We start from the raw sequence: 14,616 nt of genomic DNA, 5'->3' as shown, positions 1-14,616 counted from the left end.
GGGGGCCGCCGGGCCCTCCGTCGTCACGGTAAGTCATGATCCTGTTACGGTCGTTTAAGGCCGCCCGGAGAAGACCTGGACGGACGCAGTGAATCCGTACGCCTGGTTGCGCCCGGCCACCGGCCCCACCTCGCCGGCCGCGAAGGACCCCGCCACCCCGATGGGCCCCAGCGTGTCCCGCAGCGTGACCGCGTCGTGGTCGGCGGTGCCGAACTCCGCGGCCAACGCCTCGACACCGACTTCCTGCCGATCGATGACGCACGACGCGCGGTCGATCTGAGCTCCTGGAAGTCGCCGGTGGATCACGACCGGTCTCTCCGCCCCCTCGCCGCGCTCGGCTACGGCATCTTGATCGCTAGGAACGATCAACCGTAGTAAGCCGGTGGCGGCCGTAGACGGCCGGACGCGACGAGAGAGGCCCGTCACCGCGTTTCCGCTGGTGACGGGCCTCTTCCTGCTGGTGTGGCAGGTGCAGGGTTCGAACTTGCGTAGGCGGAGCCGACGTGGTCCTCGTGGAAGTGGGTCAGCACATCCGCCGCAGCTCGACCGGGTCGCGGCCCAGCGCGCGGATCGCGTCGCCGACCAGCGGAGCGGAGCCGGGGAGGCCGGTGTCGACCAGGGTGAGGCCGTCGGGGGACTCCCACAGGTAGGCGTGGCCGACGGGGAAGCGGAGATGGCGCAGCCGCGGGGCGAGCGTGATCGCGTCCATGGGGTGACCGTAGGCCGTCGCCCGGCCGGAGCCCAGGGCGCGCTGCTCACGGCGGATCAGTGGTGCTCCAGGAGCTTGGTCAGCAGCCGGACGAACAGGCGGCGTTCGTCGGGGTCGAGTCCCCGCATGAGGGAGTCCTGGACGTTGGCCAGGACCGCGTCGAGCTCGGTCAGGCGGCGTCGCCCGGCCGGGGTGATGGTGACGATGTTGCGGCGGCGGTCGCCAGGGTCGGGGGAGCGGTCCACCAGGCCCTGGTCGGCCAGGGCGTTGAGGGCGGCGACGACGTCGCTGCGGTCGATGGCGGTGCGGCGGCCGAGCTCCGCCTGGCTGGCCGGGCCGAACTCCGCGAGCGCCGCCAGCAGCCGGTAGTGGTAGCCGGGCGTGTTCGCCTTGCCGAACTCCTCGGCGATCAGCCGCCGGGAGTGCAGCGAGAGCTGGTTGACCAGCCAGCTCGGGGACGTGCGCAGGCGTTCGGGGACCGGGTCCATGGGCTCCATTCTAGGGGTTGACGTTGGGGCGACCAACGTTCAAACTGATGGCTCCACCAACATTGGCATAACCAACGACTGGAATGATCATGACCCCCTTCACGATGCGCTACCCGCGGGCCGACCTGGACGACCTGGCCCGCCGCCTGGACCGCGTGCGCTGGCCCGACGAGGTGGCGGGCGAGGACGGCGCGCGGGGCGTTCCCGGCGACCGGATGCGGAAGCTGGTCGAGTACTGGCGGGACGGGTTCGACTGGCGGGCGGCCGAGGCGAGGTTCAACGCGTTCCCGCAGTTCACCACCGAGATCGACGGGGCGACGATGTACTTCCTGCACGTCCGCTCCCCGCGCCCGGACGCCCTCCCGCTGATCATCACGCACGGCTGGCCGTCCTCACCGGCGGACTTCCTCGACGTCATCGAGCCCCTCCGGGAGGACTTCCACCTGGTGATCCCGGCGATCCCCGGCTTCGGCCCGTCCGACCCCACCCGCGACGGCGGCTGGGACGTCCACCGCGTGGCGCGGGCCTGGGCGACGTTGATGGAACACCTCGGCTACGACCGCTACGGCGCGCAGGGCGGCGACTGGGGCTCCCCGATCTCCCGCCTCCTCGCGGCCGAGGCCCCGGACCGCGTGGTGGGCGTCCACACCAACTACCTGGGCGTCCCCGCCCCCGCCGACCTGGACGCCCTGACCCCCGACGACCGGGAGCGCGCCGACCAGATCAACCGTTACCTGGCCGAGCCCGCCGGTTACTGGCGGATGCAGGAACACCGCCCCCAGACCCTGGCCTACGCCCTGGCCGACTCCCCGGTGGGCCAGCTCGCCTGGATCACCGACCGCATCGAGGCGTGGGCCGACCCGGACATCGGCGTCCCCGACGACCACATCCTGACCACCGCGACCCTGTACTGGCTGAGCGGCACGGCGGGCTCCTCCTCCCGCCTGCACTACGAGTCGGGCAGCGGCCGCCGAGGAGCCCCGATCCCCTGCCCGGCCCCGCTGGGCGTGGCGGTGTTCGCCAACGACCTGATCCGCCCCATCCGCGAGGTGGCGGAACGCGCCTACGACATCGTCCACTGGAGCGAGTTCGAAAGAGGAGGCCACTTCCCGTCCCTGGAGACCCCCGACCTGCTGGTGAAGGACATCAAGACGTTCTTCAACTCCCTGCCCTAACGGACCCCACTCGGGAAAGCGGCGACCAGAAGCAAGCTGCAACGCCTCATAAGCAACCGGCCAAAGAATCACCGACAACCACTGCCACGCTTCTCGTCCCGATCGGATAAGGGACTCTCGCCGCGCCACTGTGACCACCGAAGCAACCACATCCGTCACGACCTCTGATGGACGGCTGTTTTCGCAGCTAAACTGTGGCTGGACTCGCTGCGTGACTGCCGCGCTCCCACAAGGACCGCACAACCTGGCGCCACGTCCGATATGACCGAATCCAATAAAGTGCTCGAAAACCACCGCTCGCCCGCACAAACCCGCAGGTCATTCAGCGTGCTCCCCGCGCACGCGGGGATGGTCCCGGCAGGCCGACTCGTGCGAGGGACAGCGGTGAGTGCTCCCCGCGCACGCGGGGATGGTCCCGTCGCCGTTGCGGAGTCCGTGTGGACGTTCATGTGCTCCCCGCGCACGCGGGGATGGTCCCGGCCAGCGCCGCCGCGCGTTCGGCCGACCGCTGTGCTCCCCGCGCACGCGGGGATGGTCCCGGCTTCCACGACTACAGCGACAAGTTCCATCGGTGCTCCCCGCGCACGCGGGGATGGTCCCCAGTGGTGGAACCAACAAACGAACCAGGAGATGTGCTCCCCGCGCACGCGGGGATGGTCCCCGGAACCGAGACGCCCATCTTCGCCAGGCCATCGTGCTCCCCGCGCACGCGGGGATGGGCCGCCGTTGGGGGCGTCAGGGGTTGGTGGTGGCCACTCGTTGGGCGAGGGCGCGGTTCATCGCGTGGAACTGCGGGAGGGTCTTGTCGTTCAGCTTGTCCGCGAAGAACGGCACCAGGACGCCGGTGAACTTCTCGCTCTGGGTGAGCCGGACGCGACCGGAGCCGATCGGTTCGATGACGAAGCGGTGCTCACCGGTGAAGACTCCGCCGGGGGCGACCTTGCCGACCCAGCGGAACTCGCGGCCGGGGGTGGCCTCCAGCACGGTGGGCGTGAAGGTGGTCTCCCCGTCGGCGTCGCGCATGACGTTGCGGAGGGTGGCCCCCTCCTGGACCCGGCCGCTGGAGGAGATGATGAACGGATTCCACTGCGCGTAGGCGGGCAGGTCGGTCAGGACCTTCCATACCTGGTCGGGGGTGGCCTCCATCTCGATCGAGGCGCTCAGGTTCAGGGGGCGTAGGTTGGTCCAGGTCGCATAGCCCGCCAGCAGCGCGGCGACGGTGCCGAGCACGATCAGCGAGCGGCGGCGGCGAACGCGCGACGACGGCGGGGCGGCGGCGGTCGGCGTGGACGTTGCGGTCACGTCGGATTCTCCTTGGGGGGCAGGACGCCGGTGAGGGCGGCGTCGACCAGGCGTTCGGCGTAGGCGCGGTCGATGGGGCGGCCGGTGATCAGGAGTCGGTAGTACAGGGCCCCGGCGAGCTGGTCGAACAGCAGGCCCGGGTCGGCGTCCGGACGCAGGTCGCCGCGCCGGCGGGCCCGGTCGATCAGGTCGAGGACCAGTGCGTTGCGTTGCTCGAAGACGGCGCGGACCAGCTCCCCGATGTCGGGGTGGCGGGCGGCCGCGCCGACCAACTCGCCCACCAGGCCCGCGGAGGGGTCGTCCGGACGGTCGCGCGGTCCGGCCTGCCGGGTGCGGTTCAGGCCATTGGTGATCTCTTCCAGGTAGTCGACGAGGTCGGCGCGCAGGTCTCCGGTGTCGGGCACGGGGACCTGCTGCTGCCAGCGGGTGACCACGGTGATGGCCAGGTGGTCCTTGGTGGGCCACCGCCGGTACAGCGTGGTCTTGGCCACGCCCGCGGCCTCGGCGACCTTGTCCACCGTGAACGCGGCGTACCCGTCGGCCAGCAGATGCTCCTTGGCCGCCAGCAGGATCCGCTCGTCGGCGGCGGCGTCGCGCGGTCGACCCCGCCTCGCCCCTGCAGGGGACATGCCACCTCCATTTCGATACTCGTGTTGCGTAAATCGACGATAGACCGCCGAGGAGAATTTCGCAACGGTCGTATCGAAATCGGTCGGGTGAGGACCGCGGAGGCGCGCTGGGGCCGGGGACGCTGCCAGGGGCCCTCTCGCAGGTGCGGGGACAGCCCGCAGCGGAAGCGGTGGGCCCCGATGACGGACGCGTGCCGCGTGGCGGTCAGCGCGAACGCGGTGAGGAGCCGCAGGAGCGCCGGGCATGCCGGAGGGCGGCTGCCTTAGGTGGGTGGCAGTGCACATGCTCCGGAGATGACATGCGTACGAAAGGTCGCGTTGCGGTTCGTACGGCGCGTCGACGGGGTTCGCCGACCGTTGCGAGCTGTCCGGCTTGGTACCGGCGTGGCAACTGAGGCGGTGAATGCGGTCATGCGGGACCAGTGGTCGAGCGGGTGAACCTGATCGGGACGTGGCGCTCTCCGCGCATGCGGGGATGCTTCCCCTGGCTGATCTCGCGGCGCTTCGCGGTGAATTCCCGTGCCTGGCGACGTGCTCTAGAGAAGGGCGCCCCTCGCTCTGCTACGCGCGGGACGAGGGGCGTTTTCTGCGTTCAGGCGTTCTTGATGTGCTGTGACAATGCGCGGGCTTCCTCGCGGCTGATGAGCAGCAGGCCACCGTCGGGGTTCTTGCTGTCGCGCACGCCCACGGCGTCGCCGAGACCACTGACCTCCACGCAGTCGCCGCCTTGCGTGTTGCTGTGCGCCGCCTTGAGCCATGTCGTCTTGCTGAGATCCATCGCTCTTTGGGTACCTCTCGTATTAGCTCACGCGAAGCCTTCGCGCTTGCATCCTCGTTTTGCAGGGCGGCAAAGAACAAACTTCGAGCGGCCGGTCTGGAGCACGGTTGCAAACGGTTCCCGACCCCATCGCAGACGCCGGTTAGGTGTGCTCTGAGGGGGCTGCGCTCGCGGGAATGGTCCTCTGGCTGGTCTTTCGGCGCTCCACGAGGGCTTGTCTGCGGCTGGCAACGTGCTCTGGACGGGGACACCCCTCGCTCTGCCATCGCGAAGCGGGGGCGTTTCCTGTGTTACGGGGTGTTCTTGATTGCGGCAGTGATGTGGTGGAAGTTGTTACGTTCTACGACCAGTCGGGGGCCATCCGGGTCCTTGCTGTCACGAATTGCGACCACCCCGGGAACGGCGGCGACTTCTACGCACTGGTCACCCTGCGCGGAGCTGCGGGAGGATTTCCGCCAAGAGGCTTCACTCAAGTCCATCGTTCTTCGAGCACCTTCCTCATCAGGGAGCGTGTGTCTCTCACGTTCAGCGCTTCGCCCTGGAGTCTAGCGAACGACTTAGAGAGCCCCGCTAGCTGGTTCTCGTCGGTCGTCGTCTCGCCCCCCATCGCGTTCACGATGTAAGCGGCTTCGCTGCGGTCTTCTTGCGTGGCTATGCCGAAAGGCGCACGGGCTTCTTCGACATAGACGTCCATCGGGATGACCTGGAGGCAGATCTCATCCTTGTGTGAGAGTTCAAGCAAGTGCTCTAGTTGCTCATGCATGACTTCCTGGCCGCCGACCGGACGATAGAATACGCCTTCTTCTAGAACGACAAATATTTGAGGGCATGGAACGGACATTACTTTCTGCTGTCTGCCCATTCTCACGGCGACGCCTTCTGGTCTCTTGATGAGAGCGGTCGCGTAGGCTTCGGTCTGGAACAGACCGTAGACGATGTGGCTCTCGTAAGCGCGGAGAACCGCTGCGGTGGCTTCCACCTTCGGGAACTTGACGAAGTGCTTCGGATATTTGGTTCCCCGGATCAGTTCATCCCATGTCGCTTGTAGCTGGGTGCCGGTTCCCAGCTTCTCATCGAGGCGTTCTGCGAAATCCCTGCGGCATCGGGTGACTCCGCGTTCCACCTGCCCGATGTAGCTACGTGTGACGTTGACCAGTGCGGCTAGTTGCTCCTGGTTGAGTCCGGCTGCCGTCCGCAGCGTCTTGATCTCTCCGCCGAATCCGAGCAGTTCCGGGCTGATCTTCTTCGCGGCCATCGTGCGCTCCTGGTCGGTACCGATGCCGGTAGCTATTGGTACAGCATTGCTGCTGACTTCTTGTTGCCCTAGTACCGTACTCGGCTCGTGCGGGATTGTGGGGTGCGTCACACAACATGCATGGAAAGCGACGATCCGAAGGCGGCAGCCATGATCACTGCACCTCCGCCAGCCGCGAGGACCGATCTGTCCATTCTGGTGCTTACTTCCACGCCCGAAGCGATCAAGACCGCGCGAGATTTCGCTCGACGTTGGCTCGAATGCAAGGGGGTTGATCATGCTGCGGTGCAGGTCGGGCTTCTCGTGATCAATGAGCTCGTCACTAACGCCCATAAGCACGGCAGTGGGCCCGGGGAGGTGATCTCGGTTCGGCTGTATCTGTCGGACGTTGGGCCGGTCGCTGAGGTGCGGGACGGTAGTGACGCCGAGCCTCGCGCGCTACCGCTCACGCTCGACTCGTTCTCGGGGCGTGGGCTGGCGATCGTTTCGGAGCTGGCGAAGGCATGGGGGTTCCGGCGTCTGGCGTCCGGGGGCAAGGCCGTGTACGCGGTGTTGAGGGAGGCGACGGCATGACGCCTGTCGACGTTCTCCTGTCGATCCTGCGGGAGCTGTTTCCGCGATGGGACATCTGGCATGAGCGGGGCGTGTGGCGTGCGGACGGGTTCGTGCTCGTCAGTGCCTCGTCCGTTGACGGGCTGGTCGAGCATCTGGCGGGCGCGGATCCCGACGCGTTCGGAGAGGCCGCTCGCAGGCTCGCGAAGGGCATGCGGGGTGCGGCATGAGTGCCGATGCGTTCTGCGCGTGGGAAGACGAGGAGGCCGAGACCCTTCGCTTGGTGGCTCTCGCGGGGGCGCTCAAGCGGGTTGGGGCGCCGGTGTACGCCTCCCTGTTCACTCCGATGTGCGTCGCTCCGTATCTGGACGTGGCGTACGTGAGTGCTCGTGTCCACAACGCCGCGACGGTGTGCGTGTTCGGTGACTGGTTCGTCTGCTTGTTCGGCCTGGTGTCCGCGACCGATGTGGAGCGGGCCGCGCGGACGTTGGTCGAGGTGCTGTCGGTGGTGTCTCCGCCTCGATCGTGAGTAGAGGGAAGTCCACCCCCGACCTGGTGGAAGGTCCAGTGAGCCCGGGATGGCGCGCCGGAATCGTTGGTGGCGAGCGACTCCGACGAAAAGAGGGCGTTATGGGCAACAGCAGGAACGGGCGGCGGGTGCTGGGGGCGATGCTTGCCGGGGGCGGGCTGGTCGTGGCCGGGCTGGGCGGGACGGCGTCGGCGGCGGACGGCCTGGTCGTCGCGACCGACAAGGGGGCCGTACGGGGCAGGGTGGTCGAGGGCGTTCGGGAGTTCCAGGGGATCCCGTACGCGGCGCCGCCGGTGGGTGAGTACCGGTGGGGGTCGCCGCGTCCGGCACGCGCGTGGGGCGGTGTGCGCGACGCGACCAGGCCCGGTGCCTCGTGTGCGCAGAACGAGGGGCTCCTCGGCGAGAAGCGCAGCGTCAGCGAGGACTGCCTGTTCCTCAACGTCACCAGCCCTCGGCGGGCCGGGCGGCTGCCGGTCATGGTGTGGATCCACGGCAGCGGGTTCCGCAACGGGTCGGGCGCGCTCTACCGGCCTTATGAGCTGGCCAGGCGTGGCGACGTGGTCGTGGTGACGATCAACTACCGGCTCGGGATCTTCGGGTTCCTCGACCATCCGGCGCTCGACGGGGGGACGGCGCGCCACCGGGCGGGCAACTTCGGGCTGGAGGACCAGCAGGCCGCGCTCCGGTGGGTCCGGCGCAACGCCGCCGCGTTCGGCGGGGACCCGGGGAACGTCACCGTCTTCGGCGAGTCGGCGGGCGGCGTCAGCTCCTGCTCGCAGCTCACCTCGCCGGCCGCCGCCGGGCTCTTCCAGCGGGCGATCGTGCAGAGCGGGCCGTGCACCGTCATGAACTGGCCCGACTGGGACGGCACGCTCATCCCGACCGGGAGCTGGCTGCCGCGCCCGCGCGCGACGGCGGAGAGGCAGGGGCTGTCGGTCGCCGCCGACCTCGGCTGCGCCGACCCGGCCACGGCGGCGAAGTGCCTGCGCGGCCTGCCGCCCGAGAGGCTCCTGCCGAAGTCGGAGTTCGGGTTCGCGCCGGTGTACGGGGGTGGCGGCGTCCTGCCGCTGTCGCCCGCGGAGGCCATGGCCACCGGGCGGTTCAACAAGGTCCCGGTGATGCACGGCATGACGCGCCACGAGTACCGGACGTTCGAGGGCGTGCAGCAGGGCTACGGGGTGCCCCCGATCAGGGACGAGGCCGAGTACGCCAAGCGGATCGTCGCCTACGTCGGCAAGGACCGGGCGCCGAAGGTGCTGGCCCGGTATCCGGCCGCGCGCTACGGCTCGTTCAGCGAGGCCTGGTCCGCCGTGGTCACCGACGCCAACTTCGCGCGTTCGGTGGGCGACGTCAGCCGCGCGCTCTCCGGGCAGGTGCCCACGTACGCCTACGAGTTCGCCGACGACAGGGCACCCTGGGTGTCCACCGCCCCGCAGCCGGGTTTCCCGGTCGGCGCGTTCCACGCGGCCGAGTTGCAGTACCAGTTCGACACCGACTACTTCGCGGGACGGCGGCTCGCCCCCGCGCAGCGGCGGCTCGCCGACCAGATGACCCGCTACTGGACGCGGTTCGCCCGCACGGGTGACCCGAACGGCCCCGGCTCGCCCCGCTGGCGCCCGACCGACGGCGACACCGCCCAGAGTCTGGCCCCCGGGAAGGGCGGCGTGCGGCCCATGGACTTCACGGGCGACCACGCCTACGGGTTCTGGCGGTCCCTCTACCGCTGAGTCGGGGTGGCCTGGGCGAGCAGCCCGTCGACGAAGGCCCCGAGGGCCTGGGCGTAGGTGTCCTGGGCGGCGAGCTCCGGCCACTGGTCGCCCAGGGCGGCCAGGTAGGGGAGCCGGGAGGCGTCGATGCCGGTCTCGAAGAAGGTGTCGCGCCCGGCGGCCGGGGACCGGTCGCCGTGCCGGTGGACGGTGTGGGCGCGGACGAGGATCTCGCCGACGGTGTAGTACCAGAGGCTCCGGAACAGGTGGACGGCCTGCGCGGGGGAGCAGCCGTGCTCGATCGCCGCGGCCACGATGGTCTCGACCACCCGCAGGGCCGGTTCGCCGAGGCGGGCGAGGAAGCCGTCGGTGGTGAGGATCTCGGCGGCCCAGGGCCAGGTGGCCAGCGAGTCGTGCATGGCGACGGCGGCGGCGACGATGCGGTCGCGCGGCTCGCCGGGCGGGTCGAGCCGGAGGGTCTGCTCGGTGTGCTCGTTGAGCAGCTGGACGAGCAGGTCCTCCCGGTCCCGGACGTGGTGGTACAGCGTCGTGGTCCCGATGCCGAGCTCGGCGGCCAGCCGCCGGACGGTCAGCTTCTCCCAGCCGTCCCGCTCGATGATCCGGCGGGCGGCCACCAGGATCTCCGCGCGTGAGGTCGCCGGTGGGCGGCCGGTGCGGCCGCGGGGTCGGTGGGGTCGGGGCACCGCCCCATCATGCCGTTCCCCCGTCCCGCCTGCGAAACCGGCGCCCGTGTCGACAGCGGCCGATCTCCGCAGTACTTTAGGAACATGTTCGGGAACATGTTCCTAAAGTCATCGCGGGGACGCCGATGACGGTGCGGGAGGCGGCGGACGTCCGCACCGGCCCGGTCCTGGCCGTGGTGGCCGTCGTGCAGTTCATGGTGTCGCTGGACCTGTCGGTGGTGAACGTGGGGCTTCCCCGGATCGCCGCCGGGCTCGGCTTCGGCGAGGTGGGCCTGACCTGGGTGATCCACGCCTACGCCCTCACCTTCGGCGGGCTGCTCCTGCTGGGGGGCAAGGCCGCCGACCGGTACGGCCGCCGGCCGGTCCTGCTGCTCGGGCTCGGCCTGTTCGCCGTCTCCTCCCTGCTGGGCGGCTTCGCGCGGGAGCCCGCCGAGCTGGTCGCCGCCCGCGCCGCGCAGGGCGTCGGGGCCGCCGCGCTGGCCCCGGCCGCGCTGGCGCTGCTGACCGCGACCTTCCCCGCGGGCCGGGCGCGCGTGCGGGCCTTCGGCGTGTGGAGCGCGACGAACGCCGCCGGGGGCGCCCTCGGCGTCCTGATCGGCGGCCTGCTCACCCAGTACGCCGGCTGGCGCTGGGTGATGTTCGTCAACGTGCCGATGGCCGCCGGTGCGCTGGCCCTGGCCTGGTGGGGCGTGGCCCCCGGCCCGCCCCCGGCCCGCGGCGGCCGCCCGGACGTCGCCGGGGCCGTCCTGGCCACGGCGGGCATGACCCTGCTGGTGTTCGGCGTCGTCCGCACCGACCGGCACCCGTGGACCTCGCCGGTCACGCTGGCGACCCTGGCGGTCGCCGCCGCGCTGCTGGCCGCCTTCGTCGGCGTCGAGCGGACCACCGCCCGCGAGCCGCTCGTCCGGCTCGGCCTGTTCGCCAACCGCTCGGTCGCCGGCGCCAACGCCTACAACCTCCTGGTCGGCGCGGCCATGGCCTCGACCTTCTACTTCGTCTCCCTCTACCTGCAACGCGTGCTCGGGAACGGCCCGGCGCTGACCGGGGTCGAGTTCCTGCCGTTCGCGCTCGGCGTGGTCGCCGGTTCGGTGCTGGCCATCAGGCTCGGCTACCGGCTGGCGCCGCGCACGCTCCTGGCGGGCGGCGGGGCGCTCACCGCGGCGGGGTTCGCCTGGTTCGGCCTGATCAGCCCGGACGGCGCGTTCCTCACCGACGTGCTGGGGCCCTCGATCGTCGCCAGCGTCGGCTTCGGGCTCTGCCTCGGGCCGGTCGTGTCCACCGCCACCGCCGGGGTCGCGCCGCACGAGAGCGGCACCGCCTCCGGCCTGCTCAACAGCTCGCGCCAGATCGGCGCCTCCCTCGGCCTGGCCGCCCTCGGCACCGCGGCGCACGAGCGCACCGGGCGGGCCGCCACCCCCGCGGCCCTCACCGACGGCTACGCGCTCGGCCTGACCCTCGGCGCCGTCCTGCTGGCCGCCGCCGTCGTGATCGCCCTCGTCGTCCTGCCCCGGACCGGCGCGCCGCCGCGGAGCGACGCCGCCCGGAACTGACCGACCTCTCCCACCTGCGCGGGGACCCTCCCCGTCGCACATGACGACCATGAAAGGACAGGTGTCGTGAAGACCCGACTAGTGGCATTGGCCGGTGCGGCCGCGCTGGGCATCGGCGCGGTCACGGCCGCGGTGGCCCCCGGGCCGCACCGGAGCGGGACCGCGCTGGCCGGCGGCACGAGCCCGTCGGCCGGCCTCGACCCCGCGAAGCTGAAATCCGGCCTGGACGCCGTCCACCGCGCCGGGACGCCGGGCGTGTTCGCCGAGGTGCGCGACGGCGCCCGGGTGTGGCGCGACGCCTCGGGGGTCGCCGACCTCAGGACCGGCCGCCCCGTCACCCCCGGCATGCGGCAGCGCGTCGGCAGCATCACCAAGACCTTCACCGCCGCCGCGATCATGCAGCAGGTCGAGCGGGGACGCATCCGGCTCGACGCGCCGATCGGCGACTACCTGCCGACGCTGGTGCCGGGCGAACGCGGCCGGAAGATCACGGTCCGGATGCTGCTCAACCACACCAGCGGCCTGCCCGAGTACCTGCCCTACGCCTTCCCGTCCCTGCGCGACTTCCCCGCGCCGAGCGCGTCGGGCAGGAGCCTGGACGACAACCGGTTCCGGCGGTTCAGCCCGGCCGAGCTGATCGGCATGGGGCTCGACGCGCCGGCCGCGAGCCGCCCCGGAAGCGTCCCGGGCGTGTACTCCAACACCAACTACCTGCTCCTCGGCCGCCTCCTGGAGCGGGTGACCGGCACCAGGGCCGAGACCTACATCACCCGGAACGTCATCCGGCGCGCCGGGCTCAGGCACACCGCGTTCCCGACCGGGACGCGCGTCAGGGGCCCGCACCCGCGGATGTACGAGGCGTTCTACGGCATGATCGACCCGCCGCGCGACTACAGCGTCTACGACATGTCCTGGGTGTGGATGGGCGCCGACCTGATCTCGACCACCGCGGACCTCGACCGCTTCTACCGCCGCCTGTTCACCGGCGGGATCGTCAGCCGGTCCTCGCTGGCGCAGATGCGGCGCACCGTCCCGGTCATCGGCCAGGACGGACAGAGCCGGTTCGACTACGGCCTCGGCCTGCGCCCGTTCCAGATTCCCGGCTGCGGCACCCTGTGGGGCCACGACGGCACGGTCTGGGGAGCCCAGACCATGTCCCTGACCAGCGCCGACGGCAGGCGGCAGATGTCGCTGGCGATGAACCTCGTCCGGTGGAACAGGTTCGACGCGTCGGGGAAGCCGCAACCCCACCCCATCGACGGCGCGCTGGCGTCGTTCTACCGGCAGGCGATGTGCGGGAACGCCCCCTGACCCCCGCCGGCCGTCTCCCGGAGTAGGAAGGGCGTAGGGAAAGCGGGAGGCGGGTGCGGGTGATACCTGTGTGACCGCCATCCGCGCCATGGAAAGGCATCACATGACAGGGGATCCCCCGCCCCGCCCGGCCGAGCGTTTCGACGAGGTCTTCGACCGCCACTTCGCCGAGATCCACCGGTACGCGGCCAAGCGGCTCGGTCCGGACGCCGCCGCCGACGTCGCGGCGCAGACGTTCCTGGAGGCGTTCCGGCAGCGCCGGCGTTACGACCCGGAGCGCGCCAACGTGCGCACCTGGCTGTACGGCATCGCGACCAAGGTGATCGGCAAGCACCAGCGGACCGAGACGCGGGCGCTGCGGCTGCGCGCCCGCCTCGGCCCGAGCCGCAGCGCCGAGGACCACGCCGAACGCGTCGAGTCGCGGGTCAGCGCCCAGGGGCTGCGGCCCGACCTCGCCGGGGCCATCGCGGCGCTGCCGCGCGGGCAACGCGACGTGCTGCTGCTGGTGGCCCTGGCCGACCTCAGCCACGAGGAGGTCGCGGCGGCGCTGGGGATCTCCTATGGCACGGTCGGCTCCCGGCTGAGCCGTGCCCGAACCAGACTGCGCAAGGCGCTGGGCGGGACCAATCCGATACTCACGTTGGAGGAACAGCATGGATGAGGTGCGGATGGTCCGGGACGCCTACCCCGAGCCCGCCCCGCCCACCGCCCGGGAGATCGCCCGGGCGAGGGCGCTGCTGGACGACCCGCCGCGCCGCTCGCTGCCCCGGCTTCGCTGGCGGCTGGCCTGCGGCGTGCTGGCGACCGGCACCGCGGCGGCCGTGGCGGTCACGTTCGCCGGGGGCAACGCGCCCGCGCCGACCGGCCCGATCACCCTGGACGACCGGGCGGCGGTCCTCGCGGCGGCCGAGAAGGCGGAGCGGCAGCCGGTCGGCAGCTACTGGCACAGCGACGTGGTCTCGGGCCAGTCCTACGTCGTGCGGTCCGGGACCGGGACCTACGCGGTCATCGGCGCGCACAACGAGTCGTTCTCCTGGCACGGCGCCAGGCGCGGCATGGGCGAGAGGTACTACGGCCGCGACCTCCCGGTCCGTCCCTGGACCGCGCGGGACGAGGCCGTGTGGCGCGGATCCGGGGCGCCGTCCGGCATCCGCGTCTGGTCGGGCGACAAGTACCTCACCCTCACCGCCAAGACGACGAAGTGGAGTTCGAGCGGACCGGAACGCGGCACGAACCCCGGCGGCGGCGGGGACTTCCTGGGCAAGTCAGCCGAGGAGCTGCGGAACCTGCCGACCGACCCGGCCAAGCTCACCGAGCTGTTCCTGAAGGGCGGTGGCGGCGGGCTGAACCCGGACGGCACCTCCCCGAGGGACCCCTCCGGGAGGAAGCCGCCCGGGAAGGACCCCTCCGGCGAGAAGAGGGCCGGGGGCGACCAGATCAACAGGGTGTCCAGCCTCCTGCTGAACTCCCCGATGCCGCCGAAGGTCCGGGCGGGCCTGATGCGGGCGCTGGCCGCCCAGCCGGGGATCCACGCGATCGGCCGCACCGCCGACCCGCTGGGCCGCCGGGGGATCGCGCTGGCCGACGACGAACGCGCCACGACGGTCACCGGGGAGTGGGGCGGCCCGAAGGCCGACCGGGGGACCTACCGGTCCCGCGAGGTCGTCGTCTTCGACGAGCGCACCGGCGCGCTGCTGTCCCGGCAGAACGTGCTGACCCGGCCCGGCGGGCCGTACGCGCAGATGAAGCCCGGCTTCATCATCGAGTTCCAGGCCGTCCGCTCGGAAGGGTGGAGCGACACCAAGCCAACGCCGCGGCCCGAGCTGCCCTACAAGTGACCTCCGGCCGATGAGTCCGGCGCCCCGCGAAGGCGGCGGGGCGCCGGACTCACCACGGGTGGGCTGAGAGCGGGCTGGAGGTCGGTTCGG

At 71.1% G+C, this 14,616-nt stretch carries 18 protein-coding genes and 1 CRISPR repeat array; of the genes, 9 read left to right on the top strand and 9 right to left on the bottom strand.

Annotation, left to right across the window (positions count from 1 at the left end; all coding sequences use genetic code 11):
- Positions 1-54: 54 nt before the first annotated feature.
- The 3 genes from AKI01S_RS50955 to AKI01S_RS29635 all read right to left on the bottom strand — a co-directional run bounded on the left by AKI01S_RS50955 (position 55) and on the right by AKI01S_RS29635 (position 1,197).
- Positions 55-225, bottom strand: coding sequence for a hypothetical protein (locus AKI01S_RS50955; RefSeq protein ID WP_245681828.1), 171 nt, complete (start codon positions 223-225; stop codon positions 55-57).
- Positions 226-523: 298 nt separating this feature from the next.
- Positions 524-709 (bottom strand): MBL fold metallo-hydrolase, encoded by a 186-nt coding sequence (locus AKI01S_RS29640; RefSeq protein ID WP_067825143.1) that lies wholly within the window; start codon positions 707-709, stop codon positions 524-526.
- Positions 710-765: 56 nt separating this feature from the next.
- A complete protein-coding gene (locus AKI01S_RS29635) occupies positions 766-1,197 on the bottom strand; it encodes a MarR family winged helix-turn-helix transcriptional regulator (RefSeq protein WP_067825141.1) in 432 nt (143 codons plus the stop codon).
- Positions 1,198-1,286: 89 nt separating this feature from the next.
- Here AKI01S_RS29635 and AKI01S_RS29630 point away from each other — a divergent pair, with 89 nt between their 5' ends.
- On the top strand, positions 1,287-2,372 hold the full coding sequence (locus AKI01S_RS29630) for an epoxide hydrolase family protein (protein ID WP_218009864.1): 1,086 nt from the start codon (positions 1,287-1,289) through the stop codon (positions 2,370-2,372).
- 327 nt (positions 2,373-2,699) lie between these two features.
- Positions 2,700-3,096: direct repeats of the CRISPR family, unit length 30 nt; unit sequence GTGCTCCCCGCGCACGCGGGGATGGTCCCG.
- Between the two features lie 11 nt (positions 3,097-3,107).
- Here the strand turns inward: AKI01S_RS29630 and AKI01S_RS29625 are convergent.
- From AKI01S_RS29625 to AKI01S_RS29610, 5 genes are all read right to left on the bottom strand, one after another.
- The gene (locus tag AKI01S_RS29625) at positions 3,108-3,674 is read right to left on the bottom strand and encodes an SRPBCC domain-containing protein (RefSeq protein ID WP_067825137.1); all 567 of its coding nucleotides are present in this window, start codon (positions 3,672-3,674) and stop codon (positions 3,108-3,110) included.
- Entirely contained in the window at positions 3,671-4,303 is a 633-nt protein-coding gene (locus tag AKI01S_RS29620) for a TetR/AcrR family transcriptional regulator (protein WP_067825135.1), read from the bottom strand. Before AKI01S_RS29620 ends, AKI01S_RS29625 begins: the two co-directional genes overlap by 4 nt.
- A 592-nt stretch (positions 4,304-4,895) precedes the next feature.
- Positions 4,896-5,081 carry a DUF397 domain-containing protein gene (locus tag AKI01S_RS29615; RefSeq protein ID WP_067825133.1) on the bottom strand — a complete coding sequence of 62 codons (186 nt, stop codon included), beginning with the start codon at positions 5,079-5,081 and terminating at the stop codon, positions 4,896-4,898.
- Positions 5,082-5,371: 290 nt separating this feature from the next.
- Positions 5,372-5,560 (bottom strand): DUF397 domain-containing protein, encoded by a 189-nt coding sequence (locus tag AKI01S_RS49550; RefSeq protein ID WP_084000373.1) that lies wholly within the window; start codon positions 5,558-5,560, stop codon positions 5,372-5,374.
- The gene (locus AKI01S_RS29610; RefSeq protein WP_067825131.1) at positions 5,551-6,336 is read right to left on the bottom strand and encodes a helix-turn-helix domain-containing protein; all 786 of its coding nucleotides are present in this window, start codon (positions 6,334-6,336) and stop codon (positions 5,551-5,553) included. Before AKI01S_RS29610 ends, AKI01S_RS49550 begins: the two co-directional genes overlap by 10 nt.
- A 120-nt stretch (positions 6,337-6,456) precedes the next feature.
- Here AKI01S_RS29610 and AKI01S_RS49545 point away from each other — a divergent pair, with 120 nt between their 5' ends.
- The 4 genes from AKI01S_RS49545 (at position 6,457) to AKI01S_RS29590 (ending at position 9,144) form a co-directional block, all read left to right on the top strand.
- The gene (locus AKI01S_RS49545; protein WP_084000371.1) at positions 6,457-6,909 is read left to right on the top strand and encodes an ATP-binding protein; all 453 of its coding nucleotides are present in this window, start codon (positions 6,457-6,459) and stop codon (positions 6,907-6,909) included.
- Complete coding sequence (locus AKI01S_RS29600) at positions 6,906-7,118, top strand: hypothetical protein (RefSeq protein WP_067825127.1); 213 nt, start codon at positions 6,906-6,908, stop codon at positions 7,116-7,118. The genes AKI01S_RS49545 and AKI01S_RS29600 overlap by 4 nt, the downstream gene beginning before the upstream one ends.
- Positions 7,115-7,417, top strand: a complete 303-nt coding sequence (locus AKI01S_RS29595) for a hypothetical protein (RefSeq protein WP_067825124.1) — start codon at positions 7,115-7,117, stop codon at positions 7,415-7,417. The genes AKI01S_RS29600 and AKI01S_RS29595 overlap by 4 nt, the downstream gene beginning before the upstream one ends.
- Positions 7,418-7,518: 101 nt before the next feature.
- On the top strand, positions 7,519-9,144 hold the full coding sequence (locus tag AKI01S_RS29590) for a carboxylesterase/lipase family protein (RefSeq protein WP_084000370.1): 1,626 nt from the start codon (positions 7,519-7,521) through the stop codon (positions 9,142-9,144).
- Here the strand turns inward: AKI01S_RS29590 and AKI01S_RS29585 are convergent.
- Positions 9,135-9,827, bottom strand: coding sequence for a TetR/AcrR family transcriptional regulator (locus tag AKI01S_RS29585; RefSeq protein WP_067825117.1), 693 nt, complete (start codon positions 9,825-9,827; stop codon positions 9,135-9,137). The genes AKI01S_RS29590 and AKI01S_RS29585 overlap by 10 nt on opposite strands.
- 125 nt (positions 9,828-9,952) lie before the next feature.
- Between AKI01S_RS29585 and AKI01S_RS29580 the strand changes: the two genes are divergently transcribed.
- The 4 genes from AKI01S_RS29580 (at position 9,953) to AKI01S_RS29565 (ending at position 14,526) form a co-directional block, all read left to right on the top strand.
- Positions 9,953-11,377, top strand: coding sequence for an MFS transporter (locus AKI01S_RS29580; RefSeq protein WP_067825115.1), 1,425 nt, complete (start codon positions 9,953-9,955; stop codon positions 11,375-11,377).
- Between the two features lie 66 nt (positions 11,378-11,443).
- Positions 11,444-12,688, top strand: a complete 1,245-nt coding sequence (locus tag AKI01S_RS29575) for a serine hydrolase domain-containing protein (protein WP_218009862.1) — start codon at positions 11,444-11,446, stop codon at positions 12,686-12,688.
- A 103-nt stretch (positions 12,689-12,791) separates the two neighbouring features.
- Positions 12,792-13,349: an RNA polymerase sigma factor gene (locus AKI01S_RS29570; protein ID WP_067825112.1), complete on the top strand. Its 558-nt coding sequence runs from the start codon at positions 12,792-12,794 to the stop codon at positions 13,347-13,349.
- Positions 13,342-14,526 (top strand): CU044_5270 family protein, encoded by a 1,185-nt coding sequence (locus tag AKI01S_RS29565; protein ID WP_067825110.1) that lies wholly within the window; start codon positions 13,342-13,344, stop codon positions 14,524-14,526. Before AKI01S_RS29570 ends, AKI01S_RS29565 begins: the two co-directional genes overlap by 8 nt.
- The last annotated feature ends 90 nt before the right edge of the window (positions 14,527-14,616 follow it).

Origin of the sequence: Actinomadura kijaniata NBRC 14229 (assembly GCF_001552175.1) — a bacterium.
GTDB classification, from domain to species: Bacteria; Actinomycetota; Actinomycetes; order Streptosporangiales; family Streptosporangiaceae; genus Spirillospora; species Spirillospora kijaniata.
This window is presented reverse-complemented; position numbering and strand designations above follow the sequence as displayed.

Bases quoted from the DNA above. Each gene is read 5' to 3' on its own strand.
- AKI01S_RS29570 (WP_067825112.1), top strand. From the start codon at position 12,792: ATGACAGGGGATCCCCCGCCCCGCCCGGCCGAGCGTTTCGACGAGGTC.
- AKI01S_RS29590 (WP_084000370.1), top strand. From the start codon at position 7,519: ATGGGCAACAGCAGGAACGGGCGGCGGGTGCTGGGGGCGATGCTTGCC.
- AKI01S_RS49550 (WP_084000373.1), bottom strand. From the start codon at position 5,560: ATGGACTTGAGTGAAGCCTCTTGGCGGAAATCCTCCCGCAGCTCCGCG.
- AKI01S_RS29610 (WP_067825131.1), bottom strand. From the start codon at position 6,336: ATGGCCGCGAAGAAGATCAGCCCGGAACTGCTCGGATTCGGCGGAGAG.
- AKI01S_RS29635 (WP_067825141.1), bottom strand. From the start codon at position 1,197: ATGGACCCGGTCCCCGAACGCCTGCGCACGTCCCCGAGCTGGCTGGTC.
- AKI01S_RS29565 (WP_067825110.1), top strand. From the start codon at position 13,342: ATGGATGAGGTGCGGATGGTCCGGGACGCCTACCCCGAGCCCGCCCCG.
- AKI01S_RS29595 (WP_067825124.1), top strand. From the start codon at position 7,115: ATGAGTGCCGATGCGTTCTGCGCGTGGGAAGACGAGGAGGCCGAGACC.
- AKI01S_RS29620 (WP_067825135.1), bottom strand. From the start codon at position 4,303: ATGTCCCCTGCAGGGGCGAGGCGGGGTCGACCGCGCGACGCCGCCGCC.
- AKI01S_RS29600 (WP_067825127.1), top strand. From the start codon at position 6,906: ATGACGCCTGTCGACGTTCTCCTGTCGATCCTGCGGGAGCTGTTTCCG.
- AKI01S_RS29580 (WP_067825115.1), top strand. From the start codon at position 9,953: ATGACGGTGCGGGAGGCGGCGGACGTCCGCACCGGCCCGGTCCTGGCC.
- AKI01S_RS49545 (WP_084000371.1), top strand. From the start codon at position 6,457: ATGGAAAGCGACGATCCGAAGGCGGCAGCCATGATCACTGCACCTCCG.
- AKI01S_RS29615 (WP_067825133.1), bottom strand. From the start codon at position 5,081: ATGGATCTCAGCAAGACGACATGGCTCAAGGCGGCGCACAGCAACACG.
- AKI01S_RS29630 (WP_218009864.1), top strand. From the start codon at position 1,287: ATGACCCCCTTCACGATGCGCTACCCGCGGGCCGACCTGGACGACCTG.
- AKI01S_RS29640 (WP_067825143.1), bottom strand. From the start codon at position 709: ATGGACGCGATCACGCTCGCCCCGCGGCTGCGCCATCTCCGCTTCCCC.